The sequence below is a fragment of the Neobacillus niacini NBRC 15566 genome, assembly GCF_001591505.1.
Lineage (GTDB): Bacteria > Bacillota > Bacilli > Bacillales > Cytobacillaceae > Neobacillus > Neobacillus niacini.
This window is the reverse complement of the sequence record NZ_BCVA01000017.1, coordinates 66,963-85,373: the sequence shown is the minus strand read 5'-3', so window position 1 is coordinate 85,373 and position 18,411 is coordinate 66,963. Positions and strand designations below refer to the sequence as shown.

Below are 18,411 nucleotides of genomic sequence, written 5' to 3'. Positions count from 1 at the left end.
CACTCTTTTAACACTAGGTTAAGAAAAAACTCTAAATTTTCAGATAAGATTAAATAAACGCCATTCTTTGGAGGGATAAAATGAAGATTACAGTCGCAGGGGCAGGAAACGTCGGGCTAGTTACAGCCGTTTGTTTCGCAGAAGCAGGACATCAAGTAACCTGTTTAGATACTCAAAAAGAGAAAATCGAAATGCTCGAAAAAGGACACACACCATTCTTTGAGCCTGGGCTGGAACCTTTATTAGAAAAGAACCTCGCAAGCGGACAACTCCGCTTTTCGACGAATCCAAAACAAGCATATCGTGGTGCAGAAATCATTTTCATTGCAGTTGGAACTCCTGAAAAAAAAGATGGGTCTGTTGATTTATCCTATATTTATATTGCTTCTTACCACATTGCTGAAAATATCGAGAATGACGTCATTGTCTGTACGAAAAGCACCGTCCCAGTTGGAACAAACGATATCATTAAGCAAATATTACAGCATCGTAAACCCCGCCACCTTAACGTGGATGTTGTATCAAATCCTGAATTTCTTCGCGAAGGTTCAGCCATCAGGGACTTCTATTTGGGGGATCGAATTATAATTGGCGCTGACAACCCTAAAGCAGCCTCCATTATGGAGCAGCTCTATCTTCCATTTCAAATACCGATAGTTGTCACTGATACCAGAAGTGCTGAGATGATTAAATATGCCTCCAATGCCTTTCTTGCCACGAAGATTAGCTTTATCAATGAAATAGCCAATCTTTGTGAAAAAGTTGGCGCAAATATTGACGAGGTTTCATTTGGAATGGGTATGGATAAACGGATTGGACTTAACTATCTACAGCCCGGAATTGGTTATGGAGGTTCCTGCTTTCCTAAGGACACGAAAGCACTCGTTCAACTGGCTGGCAATGTTCTACATCCGTTCGAATTGCTTGAATCCGTTATTAAGGTAAATCAGCAGCAGCATTCCCTTCTAGTGAGAAAGGCAAAAGAAAGGTTCGGATCATTAAAAGGAAAAAAAGCCGCAGTATTGGGGCTCGCTTTTAAACCTGAAACAGATGATATCCGAGAAGCTGTCTCCCTAACCATTATTAAAGAATTACTTGGGGAAGGTTCATTTGTCTCTGCTTACGACCCGATTGCGATTCCTAATGCACATAAGCTACTAGGAAATTCAATTGAGTATTCAACAACGATTCGTGAAGCGGTTAAAGGAGCTGACTTTGCTGTCATTGCTACAGAGTGGGACCAAATCAAGCATCTTCCATTGGATACCTATACTGCCTATATGAAAGAACCGATTATTTTTGATGGACGAAATTGCTATTCTCTTAAGGATATTCAACGATATCCGATTACCTATGTATCCATTGGAAGACCGACTATTGCAAATGTGGCGCATACCCCACAACATTAATGAAAGGGAGACACTAACATGATGAGAAAAATTCAAACCTTATATCAATTCGAATGCAAAGTCTTTCAACAAATTAATAGCCATTTTGATAAAAGGATTATGAACCTCTATTTCCGTACGATTACTCACATTGGCGGTGTTCTCTTTATTAGTGTAACAACGTTATTACTCATCATCTTTGCAACGAATCAAACTAGGCTTACAGCCATCTCAAGTGCTGCTGCCTTAGCTCTAAGTCATATACCTGTACAATTAGTAAAAAAGTTTTTCCCGCGAAAAAGGCCCTATCTACAAATTGAAACAACAAAAATCCTGCCTAATCCTTTGAAAGATCATTCTTTTCCATCAGGTCATACAACAGCCGTTTTCTCGGTTATCGTTCCCTTTTTGGTTCAATTACCTTCATTAATTGCTATTCTCCTCCCTTTAGGGCTATCTGTAGGAGTTTCGAGAATCTATTTAGGGCTTCATTATCCTTCCGACGTTATTGCAGGAGGGTTTCTTGGAGCGTTCTTCGGCAGTCTCTGCTATTATTTCATCGTCTAGAAATAGATTTGAAACTTAGGAGGGTTTATATGAGAATTGCTATTTTCACAGATACCTTTTATCCGGAAGTAAACGGGGTTGCTAATACGCTTAAAAAATTTACAAACTATCTTGAAACTCAAGATATATCCTACAAAGTTTTTGCGCCTATTTCCGTTTCAAATGGATATGTTTCAGACCATATTCACCGATTAAAGAGCCTATCGTTTTTCCTTTATCCTGAATGTAGATTAGCTTTTCCTAACATCATTCAGCTTAAGACGGAAATAGAGCAATTTTCTCCAGATATCATTCATGTTGCAACACCTTTCACGGTTGGTCTTTCAGGTGTTTATTTTGCAAAGAAATTAAATATTCCCCTTGTCGGCTCTTATCACACCGATTTCAGTGACTATTTACATTTTTATGACCTTCAATTCCTAACTAAACCTCTTTGGAAATATATGAAATGGTTTCATCATTCTTTTAAAAAGCTTTTTGTCCCTTCAATGGATACACTTGAAAAACTAAATAACCGCGGTTTCTGTAACCTAGAAATCTGGCCAAGAGGTGTGGATTGCCAAGCCTACCATCCTTATTACAAAAAAGAAATGATTCGCAATCGATATGCAATTTCTGAGAAGTACATTCTTTCTTTTGTTGGCAGATTGGCACCAGAAAAGGATTTAAAAACGCTCATGACGGTCGCTGGTTCTTTACCCCCTGAAATAAGCGAACAAGTACATTGGCTCATTGCAGGCGATGGGCCGCTGCATGACGAACTCAAAATGACTGCACTTCCTAATATGACCTTTACCGGCTATTTAAAAGGTGTGGAATTATCTGAAGCCTATTCAGCTACAGATTTATTTGTTTTTCCATCACCAACTGAAACCTTTGGAAATGTTGTTCTTGAAGCCCTTGCTAGTGGGACACCTGTGATTGGGGCGAATTCAGGCGGGGTGAAATATATTATTTCGAATAGAGTTAACGGATATTTGTGTGAACCCGGGGATGCAGAGGATTTTATCAAAAGAATACTTCATTTGTTAGACAATGATTCTTTACGTGTTCAAATGGGGATAAATGCTAGAAAGTATGCCCTTACACAAAAATGGGATCAGATCTTTGAAGACGTAATCCACCAATATTCTAATGTTATCAATGAACCTGCCACAAAAATATATGCTTGATTCTAAAAGGACCTTTGGTTCCGAGCAAAAAAAGTTTCTCAAAACTTGCTATCATGTTTATTTCCTTCAGATCATCAAAACCAAGTATCTATACAGGTAAATTAACCTCTATAAAATAAAATAAAATAAAAAAGTAACCTCAATATAATAAAGTCCTAAGCCCCCTTGTGATTATGTAAGGGGCTCAGGACTATTCTAAATTATGGGAGTTCTGGTTTAGTAAAAATTGGCGGTTCTCCGCCTAAGGTCTTTAGAAAGGCTAGTAGATCTGCTTTTTCTTGTTCTGTTAAACCAATCGGACTCATAAATTTTTGGATAAAAAAGCTCTTATTGGGATGGCTATCACCGCCGCGGTCATAGTAGTCGATTACATCCTCAAGCGTTGCGAGACTTCCATCCCGCATGTATGGTGCTGTATGGGTAATTCCATATAGTCCAGGCGTACGAATCCTGCCTAAATCCCCTTCTTGCCCAGTTACCGCTTGGCGGCCTTTATCCTCTGTATTGAGGCCGATATTATAAAACTTGTTATCTGAAAGATTGGGGCCATTGTGGCAGGTTACACAAAATGCTTTTCCGGTGAACAACCTTAACCCGCTGATTTCTTGTTTCGTTAATTCCTCTGTATCCCCTTCAAGAAACCTATCGTATGGAGTATCCTTTACAACAATTTGCCTTTGGAAGGCTGCTAGGGCTTTAGCAATATTTTGTTCGGTGATTCCATCAGGAAATGCAGACTGAAAACGGTCCTGGTATCCTTTGATAGCCGATAGTTCTTTTATAAGTTCATCAAGCGACTGATTCATCTCATCTGGATTTTGAATCGGGCCAAGTGCTTGCTCCTCTAAGGAAGCAGCACGTCCATCCCAAAAGTTTGAAGTGTAATAACCTGAATTGATTACAGTTGGGCTGTTTCTTGCTCCACTGCCGCCAGTATACTTATCAAAGGTAGGCTGATTATCTCCATAACCCAAATCTGGGTCATGACAAGTCTGGCAGCTTACCTCATTATTCCCTGATAAACGCGGATCAAAAAACAACATTTGCCCAAGCTCTAACACTTCAGGCTTCATCGGATTATCCTCGGGGATTGGTATATCACCAATCGGTACAAGTGTTGTATGATTTCGAAGACTGGTCAGCAGCTCCTCTGAATTTATTTCATCCCCTTCTGTACTACTCTGTTCTTCTATTGGCAACTTCGTTGGGGCCTTCACCTTTTCCTTCTCTCCACAAGCAGACAAACCTAAACACAATAATAGAGTCAAAACTGTGCCCTTCACTACCTTATTCATAAATTGAGTACTCCCCTGATTTTTATTATCTTATCACCATTATAAAATTGGTTTTATTAAAAATGGTCACCACATTGTGAAGAAATTAGCAAACGTTACAACTAGCACCATCAACTGTCCGCCTGGGGTGGACAGTGTACACGGACGGTGCCTGTCACCGAGCAAAAACCACTCGGTGACAGGCACCAACGAATAATAGTTACTATGTTTATATGATACTAATATTATCCATTTACAAATTCGAGATTTTCTCTTAACCTAGTAAAGCAACAAAACTAACTATTTATAAAAAATTATTTGACATTTCGAAAAATAATAGATATATTAATATAACAAATTAATTATCCGAATATTATTAAAAAATAGAAAATATAGAAATCATCAAGGAGGAACATATTATGGAAAAGCGTCAGCAATGGGGATCACGATACGGTTTTATTATGGCAGCCGTTGGCTCCGCAGTAGGTTTAGGAAACATCTGGAGATTCCCTGCAGTTGCCTATGAAAATGGCGGGGGTGCCTTTTTCCTCCCCTATCTTTTTGCGATTTTAACAGCTGGTATTCCTATTTTAATTATGGAATTCACGATTGGACATAAATATAGAGGCTCGGCACCACTTTCACTCTTTCGCATTAATAAAAAAGCAGAATGGCTTGGCTGGTGGCAGTTATTAATATCATTCGTCATCTGTACGTATTATGCAGTGATTATCGCTTGGGCTGTTAAATACACGATTTATTCCTTTGGCACTCAGTGGGGAAGCGACCCTAGCAGCTTTTTATTCGGAGATGTTTTGAAGCTTGCTGAAAAACCTGGAACAATCGGGGGATTAGTTCCTGGTATTGTGGTTCCACTCCTTTTTGTCTGGGCAGTTACTCTTTTTGTCCTTTATCGCGGTGTATCAAAAGGGATCGAAAAACTAAATAAAATTTTCCTTCCAACTCTAGTCGTTATGTTTTTAATCATTGTGGTACGTGCCTTAACACTTGATGGAGCTGCACAAGGATTGGACGCCTTCTTTAAGCCGAATTGGGAAATGATTTTTGACGGTAAGGTTTGGATAGCTGCTTACGGTCAAATCTTCTTCTCGTTATCGATTGGATTTGCAATCATGCTAACGTATTCTAGCTATCTTCCAAAGAAGTCTGATATCAATAACAATGCATTCATTACAGCTTTTGCTAATTCAGGATTCGAATTACTTGCAGGTATCGGTGTTTTCGCGGCACTTGGCTTTATGGCAAACCAACAGGGTGTTGCTGTAGACGAAGTAGTAAGCAGTGGAATTGGTTTAGCATTTGTTGTCTTTCCTAGCATTATTAACGAATTCCCAGGGATGAATGGATTCTTTGGAGTATTGTTCTTCTTATCTCTTGTGTTCGCTGGTATGACATCATTAATATCTATTGTGGAAACATTTGTGGCAGGTATTCAGGAAAAATTCAATGTTTCTCGTACAAAAGCAGTTTTAACAAGCGGATTAACAGCAACTGTCATTTCCTTGCTTTTTGCTACAAGAGGCGGCTTATACTTCCTTGATGTTGTCGATTATTTCATCAATAACTTTGGGGTTGTTACCGCAGGATTAGTAGAGGTACTTTTAATTGCTTGGTTCTTCAAAGGGCTTGGCGGCTTGCAAACACATGCAAATGCCATTTCTGACTTACGCATTGGAGCATGGTGGAAAATCTGCTTAAGCTTCGTAACGCCAATTATTCTTGGGTATATGATGTTTGACAACATCCGTCAAAACCTAAAAGAAAACTATGAGGGTTACCCTACAGACCTTATCATGTACGGAGGGCTATTGGTAGTTGCCGCAAGTATCGTCGGAGGAATCCTCCTCTCACTCAAAGGCTGGAAGGCTACTAAAAATATAGAACAAAAAAAGGAGGCTGCTTAACATGTCAGCAAGTGCAGTCACAATGATGATCGTCGGAATGATCATACTCTGGGGCGGATTAGCAGCCAGCGTTTACAACGCAATTAGAGTATCAAAAAAATCATCCTAAACAAAAAAGGATTGAGCAAATAACCTTGCTCAATCCTTTTTTCATATAGTGTCCACCTGGGGTGGAAAGTGTCCACGGGCGGTGCCTGTCACCGCATCCTTTATCACTACACCTGTGAACCCATCTTACATTTGTCTGCAATACCCCTCGATATCACCAGGAGATGTTATCGGTTTTTCTTGTGTTCCCTGCTTGGAGAATCTGCAGGTATAGGTCATTTCTTGCCAATGTTTATTTTCAAATTCGTTTAAGTCTGGGTAGGTTTTAATTTTTTTCTTAAGTCTTTTTGGATAATAATCGATCTTAATAGTATTGTCTTTAAATTCTCTATCCTTAACGTTTTCCCATAACTGATAAATACGCTGTAATTCTTTCTCCTTATCAAAGGGATCGTCGAAATTTACTATATGGATACGTTCGTTGCTTTGCAGAGGATTCTCATTATAAATTTTTTGATAGCTGTCTTCGAATCGGTATCGCTCCTCTATCTCCTCTGGAAAAGAACTATAGGCATAGAGTTCCGCTGTTCCTTGATATATTGGTTCAATAATCGGAAGCATCTCTTTCCTAAATTGATCCGACCAATTGTTTTCTTTATAAGAATCCCTTATCACCTGATACTTCTCAGAAGCATCCATCCCGAACGTAATATCCGGATTTGCCACTGGATGTACAGAAAGAGAGTAGGCTCCCTCATCATCACCTAAAGCTTTATTGTATTCTACATCGTCTATCTTAAAATGCTCCCCATACTTATCTTCCAAATATTTCAAAACTGCCTTTTCTACTTTATCGTCATTAGCGTCATAATAGACAAAATCTAAAGCATAAACTCCTAACAGTAAAAAAGGTGATAAAACTACTAAGCCAACTAGTATCCCTATAACCAACAAAACTTTTTTCATATTGTTTCCCCGCATTTTGTATTTTTTTAGATACAATCCTGTACTATCATATCTAAATCTTTAAAAAAATCAAAATAAAATATCTACTAACTAGGAAAAAATTGTTATATGATTGTTTTGTTCTCTTTTCACTACTTTTGGAGGAGGTTTTTTATGAACAGAGACACAATACTAGAACTTTTTAACCAGCATTTAAGGATTGAGATAAATGAGCCGAATTCTCGAAGAGAAAAGACCGATTCTGTCGTAAGAAAGGTTTCATTATCGAATGAACCTGGGTTTATTTCCTACTCGGAAATGAACGAATCTAATGCAGACAAAGTCATAGAAGAACAAATTAATTTCTATAAAAATCTAAAACAGCAATTTGAATGGAAGGTTTTTGACTATGACCAGCCTACAGATTTAAAAGAGAGATTACAAAAAAAAGGCTTCACACTTGAGGAATCAGAGGCACTTATGATTTCCGACTTAACAGAGGCCAATCAACTGCTCAATACTCAGATTCTCCCGGAAGTAAGAAGACTTACGACTGAACAGGAAATCTGGGACATTATTAAACTAGAAGAAGACATTTGGAATGAGAATTATCAAGACTTAGGTCAGCGTCTTGTTCGGGATTTTAATAACAGTTCTGCTCATCTTTCCCTATACGGAGCTTATATACATGGAAAAATTGTCAGCGCTGCCTGGATATACCTTCATGAGGGCACACCTTTTGCCAGCCTTTGGGGAGTATCTACCTTGGCTGAATACCGCAAACGAGGTTATTACAGTTCACTTCTCGCAATTCGGGCACGTGCGGCTTCAGAGAAAGGTTATCCTTTATTGATTGTCGATGCCAGTTCGATGAGCAAGCCCATCCTTGAAAAGCACGGATTCATCTGCTATGGTTATTCAACACCATGTATGTCACCAAAGTTTACTTAGAAGATCCCTTGGACTTGATTCCTAGGGATTTTTTTCTCATTAAAAATAAAAGGATTATCCTTAAGCCCTGAGTCATTGGCCTTCACTTATAACTACTATCTTCTTTGTTGTACTATTAAAGGGGAGGGATTTAATATGAATATCCACTGGGATGAGATAACTCAGGATAACTTACGCCACATGGATAGGGTGCTAAATTTATATTATTTAGTTTTTCCACTTGTTGTGAGAGAACCACATACTATTTTTTTAATGGCTTGCATTATGCACAGCTTCAAAAGCCTAACAATTTTCGTTTCCTGATAGGTTTTGAAGGGGAGCAACTTATTTCTTTTGCAACTGGCCACTATTTAGAGGAAGTTAATACCGGTTTTATTGTCTATATTGCAACAAATCCACATACTAGAAGTAAAGGAATAGGTTCGAAAACGTTAGCAAAAATGGAAGAATTATTTATCGATGATGCTATTGCAGCAGGTCACTCTTCATTAAACGCAATCATTCTAGAAACAGAAACAGAGGGTCTGGTCCATACGAAGGAAGAGAAAGATCAGTGTAAGAAGAGAAATGAATTTTTTAAAAGGAATGGTTTTAAAAAGTCACAAGGAATCAGCTATCTCCAACCACCACTACATAATAAAGATGAGCCGGTTCAACTAAATCTTTTTATAAAGGATCTACAAAATCACGAACAAGATATTAAAAAAATTATTTTTGCGATTTATAAAGAAAAATATTATTTAGTAAATAAGATTGACGAAGAGGTACTTAATAACTGTCTTAAAAAAATGGAATTAGGTCAAAAATTAATGTAAAGTATCAAAAAGCAAGCCTGGTCCATAGCAGAACCAGGCTTTACTCATCATTATCTTTCAAATATTGCATTGGAAAGGAGTCTGAATAAGTAGTCGGTATGGTCACGGAACCCTGCCTCTAAACCTATAAGAGTGACGTCTTTATTATCTTCTTTTACGATGACAGCCTGACCCTTGGCTGGAAGTTTATTTATTCTCCAATGGCCAGCTACAAAGAAGTCATCCGAATCTGCTAGAGTAGCGGCTACTTCATCATTTCCTACAACACTGTACCAAGCTGGGCGGTATACAAATCCTAAGTCGTCCTGATTATAGCCTGCAGTTAGTCCAGTACCTTCATAATTAACCTTCACAATACCGTTACTGTTTGATCCAGCACTGTTAATTTCGTTGTCAGTCAAGCCAAGTGTTTTGGTTGCTTTTGATGCACCGGCACCTACAGCAATGTACTTTCCTCCATTGTCTAGAAAACTGTTAACATTGCTTTGAAATGCTGTTAGCTGTTCCGGTTTTTGGAATCCAAATTCTTTGTTTGCCGCAGACAAGTTCGTAGAAATAAGACTTTCTGTCCCACTATATACAAACACATCGAAGCCCGCTAAACCTTGCTCTGCTACTTCAACAGGTGTCACTTCTGTCACTTCAAATCCTAGTCTCTTCAAGGCAAGTTTTGTCCCGCTATGAGACTGAACCTTCCCCATTCCACCATCCTTCAAAATGGCTACCTGCAAACTAGCTACCTCAACAGCATCCCCCGGTACACTTTCAACCGATCCGATTTTCAGACCAGATTCTTTCACAGTTGCTGAAATTTTATTTGCTGAGGCAGCTGTATAAAAATCGCCCGATTCGCTGCGTGATACCGCTACTCCCTGTTTAAGCAAGTTATTTACTAATTCAATTGCTTTTACAGAACTATTCGGAATCAAGTAAGGACCTTTACCTGATACTGTCCCTTGCACCGTTACTTGATTAACCTGTTTAGTTGTAACGTCTACAGCACTGTATATTTCAACTGCCTCAAAGCCCCAAAGCTCCGGAAGGCTCCATGCAGAAATATCATACATAGCAGTTGTATTGTTTGAAATATCCTCACCATCCCATAGCATTGTATTGGCTAAACCAGCTTTCGCTTGATCCATTTGAACAAGATACGTTCCCTTAGGATAGGTTTTTCCTTCAACCGTAAATGCTTTTGTTGCTTCTTTAACCTCAATATCGTTACGGAGTAAATGGTTCACAGCCTTCGTCGTTACCGTTGGGTCTTTTTCATCAACTGGCAAAATGTAAGCATTAGGGAAGAATCCTGTTTCATGGAAAGGATGGTCGAAATTAATGCCGCGTTTGAACATTTCAATTTGGTCTGTGATCATGGATTGCTTGTTTTCCGTGGCAAAATTCAAGGCACCCATGATGGCATTATACATCCAGCGTACTCCGTCCAAATCATTTGTCGGTGCTTCTAACGTATGTCCGTAAGCACCATGGTACATCGCATACATCGGTGTGAAAATGGGCGGATAATCATCCCAGCCAGCCGCATCGTCACGCTGCGGCACGTAAACTCCCTCCATACTTTGATACAAATTTCCTTTATAACTTTCCTTGTCTCCCAAAATCTCTGCTTCCATTGCCTTTGCCTGATCCATTGCCCATTTACTATAAAGGTCATACTCATAGTTAGGATTATGAGGCGGTGTACATGGTTCAATTAAACCCTGCTTATTAGGTGCGTAATTCTTCACATAGCCATGGGTATCAAGGAACACCATTGGATTCCACTCTTTAATTAATTCAACCGTTTCTTGGGTTTCAGGCTGGGACTGGGTGATAAAGTCACGATTCAAATCAATCCCTTCTCCATTAAAACGGGTTGCCTCCACACGGCCATCCGGATTTTGCACGACGTTAAAAATAAGAATATTATTCTCTAAAATATTTTTCGTTTCTGCATCATCTTGGGTTGCAAAGCGTTCGATTAATTGGATAACCGCGTCACTTCCTACAAACTCAGTACCATGAATCGAGCCATTGATCATAATCGGTACTTTGAAATCCGGATTATTTTCAATCCACTCCTGAGCCTTTCCAGGATTCTTGAACATTTGTTTTCTAAGAGACTGGAATTTCCCAAACTTTCCTTGTGTAGTTGGATCCGCAATGGTTACCACGTAAAGAGGGTGACCATCAGCAGATGTTCCGCGGACTTCTACTTTTATACGATTCGATTGTTTTTCAATCGCTGTCAATTTAGCCCCAATTTGGGAGAATTTCATAAAGTCATAGTTTTCACTATTAAACTTGCTAGCATCCTGCTCTTCATATGCATTCACATTCGTCCATTTCGGTCCCTCAGCAAATCCTGTCGAAAAAGGAACTGCCGTAAGTAAACTCACCGCTAATAGACCTGCAATTTTTTTCTTCTTCATCAATAAGCCCCCACAACCATTTTGTATTTTTATTAATAATTATGTATTTTTATAACGTAAAATTATTTTAATATCATTAGAAACAAAATACTATCCTACCTTTTTCCTGAAAAAGGCAATTAAGCTTTATTCTTTATAGTCATTACGCCCTAATAAAAAGTTCCTAAGGAAACCTCCCTAGGAACTTTGTTTAGTATTTTTTTAACCGGCAGTTTTTGCACACTTTGATGGTTTGGTTGCTTTCTGTTTTAAACGGGTATAACAGCTTTATTCTTGTCCTTCCACACAAGGGACATGTCCCCCGCCCTTTTGATGGGAGGTAGTTTATGGTTTTCCCTCTGTTCCTCTTCGCCATTTTCAATCATCCTTATCCATGATTAGTCTCGTCTCTTTATCTAATGATGGACTGGCATAAAGATTGATAGGCATTTAATTGTTTTTTGTAAAATCTTACAAACATTCTAATTCAATTTTCACAGTTGTCCCTTTTCCCTGGTGACTATCTATTTTCATCTTACCGTTATGTTCTTGGACTATTTTGTTACTGACGGTTAATCCTAGACCAATCCCCTTATCTTTCGTTGTATAAAACGGAGTTCCTAAATATTGCAAGAGATCATTATCTATACCAGGCCCTTCATCCTTAAAGGTGATGACAACTCTTTTGTTCTTCAATTTTAGAAGGCTGATTGAAACATTTCCGCCATTGGGCATGGCTTCTATTGCATTTTTTATTATATTTACAAAGACTTGTTTGAGTTGATTAGGAGAACATAGAAGTTCAAGATTGTCTTCTTTCGGATATTTAGTGGTTACTTGTACATTATCCAGCATGGCTTGTGGACGGAGTACATTAATGGTACTTTCTAGGATTGAAATTAAATTCCCTTGCTCAAATTGAATCGCCTGGGGTTTTGCCAAAGACATAAATTCATTGACGATTATATCGATTCGATCTAGCTCGTCTGTGATAATTGATAAGTATTCAGCCTGTTTGTCAGAAGGATTCGATGTTTTCAACAACTTCGTAAACCCTTTCAAAGCTGTCAAGGGATTTCTTATTTCGTGTCCAACTCCTGCAGCCAATTGACCAATTATAGAGAGACGATCTAAATTACGGAGTGCCGCATCATTTTCAACTCGCTCTGTAATATTCCTGCCAACCGTAACATAAGAGTCAATCTCCATTTTGTCATTGTAGACTGGAGAAACCGTTGTCTCTGAATAAAAAACCTTATTATCCTTTGTTTTCAATTTTAGTTGTATTAGCTGAGGTTCTCCAGTTTCGTGAAGGTTCTTTGACATTCTATCTAATGACTCTTGTTCCTCTTCATGGATAACGTCTAACACATGCATGCCCTGTAATTCTTCAGGTGAAAACCCAAATGCTTTTTCATGAGAAGGAGAAGCATATAAAATGGTTTTATCCCTTGAATAAACCTTAATAAAATCCGATGTATTTTCCGATATTAATTTATATAATTCACGTGTTCTTTTTAACTCTCTCTCCATATTTACTTCTTTCGTAATATCTCGATAGATGGCTAGAACGGCTATTATCTCACCCGTTGCATTTAGAAACGGAGAGTAAGATACGGCAATGTCTAAGAGGCGACCATCTTTATGTTGACGCTGTGTGATCAAATTAGTAAAGGCTTTACCACTTTTCACTTCTGTTAGGATTCCATTTATACAAAACGGAGCAGGAAGGTCATATATTTTTCTGCCAATCACATCCTCCTCGGTATAGCCAAAAATCACCGAAAACAAATGGTTGATTCGAATAAACCGATCCTCCATATTGATGATACTAACACCATCTGGGGTACAACTAAGAAATAAATCAATCCACTCATCAGGATTACATAAATCTGCAGCAGCCTTACTTCCAAAAATCGGATAACACTTCGCCATAACAATCTCTCCAGACACAACATTATTCTTCTATTTCCATTTTACAGAATTGCGGGAATAATAAAAGATTTTTTTGAATTGGGTGACAGGCACCACTTGTGGACACTTTCCACCTCAGGCGGACAGTTACTTTCCGGTTAATTTCCACTTTTTTCAACTTTGTTCATACATAGTGGACTTCCGGTGGTTCATATAATGGTCGAGGGAGGTGGGGTTGTGGTGAAGCGTGTGTTAGCGGTGGGTTTCTTAGGATTTTTGCTTGTTTTGGCTGGCTGCGGGGGGCCGGTTCAGGATGATATTGTGAATTATATTAATGAGGAATTGAAGACGGCACAAACCCTGGAGGATAAGGCTGTTGCTGCTTATGAGGGTGTTGCGGGGGTCAATTATACAGATGATCAAACAATGTATGATGCCATGGTAAACGAGGTCATTCCCAATTATGAGGAATTACTGACTGAACTTGAAAATGTATCAATTGAAACAGATGAATTGAAAGAAATACATGACATTTATCTTTCTGGAGCAAAGCTCCAATTTAGCGCGTTTGAAAAGATTGTTGAAGCCCTCGAAAAACAAGATTCTAGTTTGGTAGACGAAGCAAATAAGCTTCTCGAAGAAGGGCGTCTTCAAATTGAAGACTATAACAAAAAACTCGATGAGTTAGCAAAGGAAAATAACGTGGAAATCGAAAAAGAGTAAACAATAAGGCTGACACGATTGGACCACTAAGTGACCTTTCGCGTCAGCCTCTCTCTAGCTAGACTTACCCTTTTACATAGTAAAGATCATGAGTGGATTCAATGATATATTCAGGCTTCTCTGCCTTGGGCTTCGCCTTATGGCCGGCAATATGCTCAGGGCTCTTCTCCCAGTTTTTCCAATCCTCTTCAGATTCCCATTGAACCATTACCATAACTTCCTCTTCGCCTCGGCGAACTTTCTTAACCAAAATCTGTCTGCCAATGTATCCAGGACGAGTTGCTAACAAACCGCCTCGATTTGAAAAATTCTCGACCACCTGATCGCTAAATCCCTCTTTCACTACAATTCTTCTAATTTGATAGAACATAAACTTCCCTCCATATTAAGAAAGCCAGGTAAGCACCTGGCCCAAATTTTTATAATGAAGCTTCAATCTCTTCCGTCATAAGTTTTACAGATTGTAAACCGCCGCCGCTTAAGTACCAAGCGTCTGGATCGAGGTAAATGATTTTATCTTCTTTGAAGGCAGTGGTCTTTTTAACAAGCTCATTTTCAATTACTTTTTCAGCACCAGCCTCACCGCCTACTGCTGTGTTACGGTCAATCACAAACAATACGTCTGGGTTTGTCTCCATAATGTATTCCATGGTAATGCTTTGTCCATGTGTGGAAACTTCAATTTTCTCATCAGCTGCTCCGAAACCAAACACATCATGAATCACACCAAAACGGGAGCTCGGTCCATAAGCACTTACTTTTCCTTCATTTGCTAAAACAATTAACCCTTTTTGGTCAAGCTCAGAAGCCTTTTTGTTTAATTCATCAGCACTTGCTTTGATTTCTTTAACGCTACTTGCCACTTCTTCTTTCTTATCAAAAATGTCGCCGACAAGATTCATATTTTTCTCAAAAGACTCCATGTACTTGGAATAATCTAATTCCACATACACCGTTGGAGCAATTTCTGCAAACTGTCCATATAATTCAGCTTGGCGGGTAGAAATAAAAATAACATCAGGCTGCATAGCATGAATCGCCTCAAAATCAGGCTCTTTTAAACTTCCAACATTCGTATATTTCTCACCTGCATATTTTTCTAAGTAGGAAGGAATGGTTGCCTGTGGAACTCCCGTAACTTCTATACCCAATTCATCCAAGGTATCAAGAATACCAAAGTCAAAAACCACTACTTTTTCTGGATTTTTATCGATTTCTACTTTTCCATACTTATGTTCAATGGTTATTTTTTCAGAAGCTGCCGTTTTTCCATCTGCTGGTTCTGCCTTACTCTCTTCTTGTGACCCGCATGCTGCTAAGAATAACATCATTGATACCATTACCAATAAAAAACTCCATTTTTTCACAACATATCTCTCCTTTTATTAAGAGCTAAAATATACACAAATTCTGCAGCCATCCATTTTCTGAATGGGAATATCCATATCGTAAATCTCTTTTAGTGCGGCTGATTCAATAATTTCTTCTGTCGGTCCATCTTTCACGACCTTACCGTCCTTCATTGCTACGATTCGATCGGAATAAACCGAGGCAAAGTTGATATCATGCAGCACGATGACAACTGTTTTTCCAAGCTCATCAACAAGCCTGCGCAGTATTTTCATAATTTGAACGGAATGCTTCATATCTAAATTGTTCAATGGTTCATCAAGTAAAATGTATTCTGTATCCTGCGCAATAACCATCGCAATAAACGCGCGCTGCCTTTGGCCGCCAGATAATTCATCTAAAAAACTGTCCTGCATATCGGTTAGGTGCATATATTCAAGCGATTGGTCAACAATCCGTACGTCTTCCTCCGTTAATCTCCCCTTCGAATAGGGAAAGCGTCCGAAGGATACAAGTTCGCGGATCGTCAGGCGAACATTCATGTAATTGGACTGCTTTAGAATTGAAACCTTCTTAGCAAAATCATTTGACTTCATCTTTTTTACATCAGCTTTATCAATCAGCACTTCACCAGTATCTGAATCAAGAAGACGACTCACCATTGATAATAATGTCGATTTACCTGCTCCATTCGGACCGATAAAGCTCGTGATTTTCCGCGGCTGAATATCAACGGTCACGTCCTCAACAACTGACTTTTTACCATATAGCTTAGACAAAGCTCGGACTTGTATCATGCAGCTTTCCTCTCCTTTAACAGTAAATAGATGAAGTACACTCCACCGATAAAGTTAATAATGACACTTAACGTGGTTGAAAAAGTAAACACCCGTTCAACCACCCATTGCCCGCCAACAAGAGCGATGATACTCATAAGGATTGCTCCAGTAATCAGGATATTGTGTTTGTACGTTTTGAAAAATTGATATGATAGATTGGCAACGATTAAGCCAAAAAAGGTAATCGGTCCTACTAAAGCAGTCGAAATTGAGATAAAGACTGCTACGACTATCAGCATTTTTTTGACGATAGAATCATATGGAACCCCTAAATTGATTGCTGTATCACGCCCTAAAGACAGGACGTCTAAATACTTTAAAAAACGCCATGCATAAATCATCACAAGCGCAACGATGCCAATCGCCAGCCAAACTAAGTCTGAATTAATATTATTAAAACTCGCAAACATCCGGTCTTGGACGATTTGGAATTCATTCGGGTCAATCAGTACCTGAAAAAACGTTGAAATACTGGAGAAAAATGTTCCTACAATGATTCCGACAAGCAATAAAAAGTAGATTGGCTGATTGCCCTTTTTAAATAAAAACTTGTATAAAAATAGAGCAAAAACAATCATGACAACTACTGAGAGTAAAAAATTCACCTGTTTATTGACTATAATGATATGACCTGAGCCTAAAAAGAAAATAATTAAGGTTTGTAAAAGCAGGTAAAGTGAATCCAACCCCATGATACTCGGTGTTAGAATTTTATTATGAGTGATCGTCTGAAAAACAACGGTTGCATACGCAATGGTGACTCCGGTTAAAATCATTGCCAGCACTTTTATCGTTCGTTTTGGAAGGGCATATCCAAAGCTCCCGTTTAATTCATGGAATAAATAGATGGCACACACTGCGGCAGCAATTAAAGCAAAAACTAGTAGTTTGATTGAGTTACGCATATGCCTTCCTCCGGAACAGTAAGTATAAGAAAATTCCGCTTCCTATCACTCCAACCATAAGACTGATTGAAATCTCATATGGATAAATGAGCACTCTGCCCAAAATATCGCAAACCAAAAGGAAGATGGCCCCAAGGAGTGCTGTATGCGGCAATGTTTTTTGTAAGTGATCGCCTTTAAAAATCGAGATGATATTTGGAATAATTAAGCCTAAAAAAGGGATAATTCCGACGGTCAGAACCACAGTTGTGGTTACAAGTGCAACAAGGATAAGACCGAAATTCACCACACGGCGATAGGCAAGGCCAAGATTTTTGGAAAAATCCTCACCCATTCCAGCTACTGTAAAGCGGTTTGCATAGAAATAAGCAATAATTAATATTGGAATACTTATGTAGAGCAATTCGTATCTGCCCTTCATAATCATTGAAAAGTCACCCTGCAGCCAAGCAGACATATTTTGAATGACGTCGGCACGATACGCAAAAAAAGTCGTCACGGAGGACAATATATTTCCAAACATCAACCCTACAAGCGGTATGAAAATAGCATCCTTAAACTTAATTCGATCTAGAATTTGCATAAAAACAAACGTACCAGCGAGTGCAAACACAAAGGCAACGGCCATTTTTTCAAGCATAGTTGCATTTGCAAACAACAACATCGAGACAAGGATACCAAGCCGGGTTGCGTCTAATGTTCCTGCGGTAGTCGGTGAAACAAATTTGTTCCTGCTGAGCTGCTGCATAATCAATCCAGCAATACTCATCCCAGCACCTGCAAGTAATATCGCAACAAGCCTTGGAAGTCTGCTGATAAGGAAAATTTGTGTCTCCTCTGATTGGAAATCTAACAGGTCCAATGGAGAGATACTGCTAACCCCAACAAATAAGGAAGCAGCAGATAAAACTATTAATGCTAGCAGTAAATATCTTTTCTTCATGGCAGTCTCCAACATTTCTATTTTTCTATCATTATTAATCTAATTGAGAATAATTATCACAAAATGATAAAAATAAATGGCATTGAAAATCATTATCAATGCCCTACATATTTGATTATAAGCATTGAAAAATTTCAAGTCAACCGGTTAGTGAGAACTATTTTCACTAATTTCTGACTAATTTGTGACATAAACACGGTGTCTCCCTTGTAAATCTAACGTGTGATTTCCGATGTTCTCCCTT

The 18,411-nt window shown here is 38.7% G+C and carries 17 protein-coding genes; 8 read left to right on the top strand and 9 right to left on the bottom strand.

Annotated elements, in window-relative coordinates; all coding sequences use genetic code 11:
* Positions 1-80 precede the first annotated feature (80 nt).
* Genes BANA01_RS14475 through BANA01_RS14465 form a run of 3 tightly spaced genes read left to right on the top strand, consistent with a single transcriptional unit; the run spans position 81 to position 3,127 of the window.
* Positions 81-1,409 (top strand): UDP-glucose dehydrogenase family protein, encoded by a 1,329-nt coding sequence (locus BANA01_RS14475; protein ID WP_034672739.1) that lies wholly within the window; start codon positions 81-83, stop codon positions 1,407-1,409.
* 21 nt (positions 1,410-1,430) lie between these two features.
* Entirely contained in the window at positions 1,431-1,955 is a 525-nt protein-coding gene (locus BANA01_RS14470) for a phosphatase PAP2 family protein (RefSeq protein WP_411835054.1), read from the top strand.
* A 29-nt stretch (positions 1,956-1,984) separates the two neighbouring features.
* On the top strand, positions 1,985-3,127 hold the full coding sequence (locus BANA01_RS14465) for a glycosyltransferase family 4 protein (protein ID WP_034672731.1): 1,143 nt from the start codon (positions 1,985-1,987) through the stop codon (positions 3,125-3,127).
* 200 nt (positions 3,128-3,327) lie between these two features.
* On the opposite strand, the gene BANA01_RS14460 is transcribed toward BANA01_RS14465, so the two are convergent.
* A complete protein-coding gene (locus BANA01_RS14460; RefSeq protein WP_052106268.1) occupies positions 3,328-4,422 on the bottom strand; it encodes a cytochrome-c peroxidase in 1,095 nt (364 codons plus the stop codon).
* A 398-nt stretch (positions 4,423-4,820) separates the two neighbouring features.
* Here BANA01_RS14460 and BANA01_RS14455 point away from each other — a divergent pair, with 398 nt between their 5' ends.
* Both BANA01_RS14455 and BANA01_RS29545 read left to right on the top strand, forming a co-directional pair.
* Positions 4,821-6,326, top strand: coding sequence for a sodium-dependent transporter (locus BANA01_RS14455; RefSeq protein ID WP_034672729.1), 1,506 nt, complete (start codon positions 4,821-4,823; stop codon positions 6,324-6,326).
* A 1-nt stretch (position 6,327) separates the two neighbouring features.
* Positions 6,328-6,435, top strand: a complete 108-nt coding sequence (locus BANA01_RS29545) for a methionine/alanine import family NSS transporter small subunit (RefSeq protein WP_157411797.1) — start codon at positions 6,328-6,330, stop codon at positions 6,433-6,435.
* Positions 6,436-6,560: 125 nt separating this feature from the next.
* On the opposite strand, the gene BANA01_RS14450 is transcribed toward BANA01_RS29545, so the two are convergent.
* Positions 6,561-7,340 (bottom strand): hypothetical protein, encoded by a 780-nt coding sequence (locus BANA01_RS14450; protein ID WP_034672727.1) that lies wholly within the window; start codon positions 7,338-7,340, stop codon positions 6,561-6,563.
* A 153-nt stretch (positions 7,341-7,493) separates the two neighbouring features.
* Between BANA01_RS14450 and BANA01_RS14445 the strand changes: the two genes are divergently transcribed.
* Positions 7,494-8,270 (top strand): GNAT family N-acetyltransferase, encoded by a 777-nt coding sequence (locus BANA01_RS14445; RefSeq protein ID WP_034672725.1) that lies wholly within the window; start codon positions 7,494-7,496, stop codon positions 8,268-8,270.
* Positions 8,271-8,527: 257 nt separating this feature from the next.
* Positions 8,528-9,085 carry a GNAT family N-acetyltransferase gene (locus tag BANA01_RS14440; RefSeq protein ID WP_235847150.1) on the top strand — a complete coding sequence of 186 codons (558 nt, stop codon included), beginning with the start codon at positions 8,528-8,530 and terminating at the stop codon, positions 9,083-9,085.
* Positions 9,086-9,135: 50 nt separating this feature from the next.
* Here BANA01_RS14440 and BANA01_RS14435 read toward each other — a convergent pair whose 3' ends face one another.
* Positions 9,136-11,514: a M14 family zinc carboxypeptidase gene (locus tag BANA01_RS14435; protein ID WP_235847149.1), complete on the bottom strand. Its 2,379-nt coding sequence runs from the start codon at positions 11,512-11,514 to the stop codon at positions 9,136-9,138.
* A 450-nt stretch (positions 11,515-11,964) separates the two neighbouring features.
* Complete coding sequence (locus BANA01_RS14430; RefSeq protein WP_034672721.1) at positions 11,965-13,428, bottom strand: PAS domain-containing sensor histidine kinase; 1,464 nt, start codon at positions 13,426-13,428, stop codon at positions 11,965-11,967.
* 216 nt (positions 13,429-13,644) lie between these two features.
* On the opposite strand from BANA01_RS14430, the gene BANA01_RS14425 reads away from it, so the two are divergent.
* Positions 13,645-14,130, top strand: coding sequence for a hypothetical protein (locus tag BANA01_RS14425; protein ID WP_235847148.1), 486 nt, complete (start codon positions 13,645-13,647; stop codon positions 14,128-14,130).
* A gap of 64 nt (positions 14,131-14,194) precedes the next feature.
* Here BANA01_RS14425 and BANA01_RS14420 read toward each other — a convergent pair whose 3' ends face one another.
* The 5 genes from BANA01_RS14420 to BANA01_RS14400 are packed head-to-tail and all read right to left on the bottom strand — an operon-like array spanning position 14,195 to position 18,167.
* A complete protein-coding gene (locus BANA01_RS14420) occupies positions 14,195-14,500 on the bottom strand; it encodes an antibiotic biosynthesis monooxygenase family protein (protein ID WP_034672718.1) in 306 nt (101 codons plus the stop codon).
* 49 nt (positions 14,501-14,549) lie between these two features.
* Complete coding sequence (locus BANA01_RS14415; protein ID WP_034672715.1) at positions 14,550-15,497, bottom strand: siderophore ABC transporter substrate-binding protein; 948 nt, start codon at positions 15,495-15,497, stop codon at positions 14,550-14,552.
* An 18-nt stretch (positions 15,498-15,515) separates the two neighbouring features.
* Complete coding sequence (locus BANA01_RS14410) at positions 15,516-16,277, bottom strand: iron ABC transporter ATP-binding protein (RefSeq protein WP_034672712.1); 762 nt, start codon at positions 16,275-16,277, stop codon at positions 15,516-15,518.
* Entirely contained in the window at positions 16,274-17,224 is a 951-nt protein-coding gene (locus BANA01_RS14405) for an iron chelate uptake ABC transporter family permease subunit (protein WP_034672709.1), read from the bottom strand. Before BANA01_RS14405 ends, BANA01_RS14410 begins: the two co-directional genes overlap by 4 nt.
* Entirely contained in the window at positions 17,217-18,167 is a 951-nt protein-coding gene (locus BANA01_RS14400) for an ABC transporter permease (protein WP_034672705.1), read from the bottom strand. Before BANA01_RS14400 ends, BANA01_RS14405 begins: the two co-directional genes overlap by 8 nt.
* Positions 18,168-18,411: the final 244 nt, after the last annotated feature.

Excerpts from the sequence above, each read along its gene's own strand:
- BANA01_RS14455 (WP_034672729.1), top strand. The coding sequence starts at position 4,821 with ATGGAAAAGCGTCAGCAATGGGGATCACGATACGGTTTTATTATGGCA.
- BANA01_RS14450 (WP_034672727.1), bottom strand. The coding sequence starts at position 7,340 with ATGAAAAAAGTTTTGTTGGTTATAGGGATACTAGTTGGCTTAGTAGTT.
- BANA01_RS14435 (WP_235847149.1), bottom strand. The coding sequence starts at position 11,514 with ATGAAGAAGAAAAAAATTGCAGGTCTATTAGCGGTGAGTTTACTTACG.
- BANA01_RS14410 (WP_034672712.1), bottom strand. The coding sequence starts at position 16,277 with ATGATACAAGTCCGAGCTTTGTCTAAGCTATATGGTAAAAAGTCAGTT.
- BANA01_RS14445 (WP_034672725.1), top strand. The coding sequence starts at position 7,494 with ATGAACAGAGACACAATACTAGAACTTTTTAACCAGCATTTAAGGATT.
- BANA01_RS14460 (WP_052106268.1), bottom strand. The coding sequence starts at position 4,422 with ATGAATAAGGTAGTGAAGGGCACAGTTTTGACTCTATTATTGTGTTTA.
- BANA01_RS14475 (WP_034672739.1), top strand. The coding sequence starts at position 81 with ATGAAGATTACAGTCGCAGGGGCAGGAAACGTCGGGCTAGTTACAGCC.
- BANA01_RS14405 (WP_034672709.1), bottom strand. The coding sequence starts at position 17,224 with ATGCGTAACTCAATCAAACTACTAGTTTTTGCTTTAATTGCTGCCGCA.
- BANA01_RS14430 (WP_034672721.1), bottom strand. The coding sequence starts at position 13,428 with ATGGCGAAGTGTTATCCGATTTTTGGAAGTAAGGCTGCTGCAGATTTA.
- BANA01_RS14470 (WP_411835054.1), top strand. The coding sequence starts at position 1,431 with ATGAGAAAAATTCAAACCTTATATCAATTCGAATGCAAAGTCTTTCAA.
- BANA01_RS29545 (WP_157411797.1), top strand. The coding sequence starts at position 6,328 with ATGTCAGCAAGTGCAGTCACAATGATGATCGTCGGAATGATCATACTC.
- BANA01_RS14400 (WP_034672705.1), bottom strand. The coding sequence starts at position 18,167 with ATGAAGAAAAGATATTTACTGCTAGCATTAATAGTTTTATCTGCTGCT.
- BANA01_RS14465 (WP_034672731.1), top strand. The coding sequence starts at position 1,985 with ATGAGAATTGCTATTTTCACAGATACCTTTTATCCGGAAGTAAACGGG.
- BANA01_RS14420 (WP_034672718.1), bottom strand. The coding sequence starts at position 14,500 with ATGTTCTATCAAATTAGAAGAATTGTAGTGAAAGAGGGATTTAGCGAT.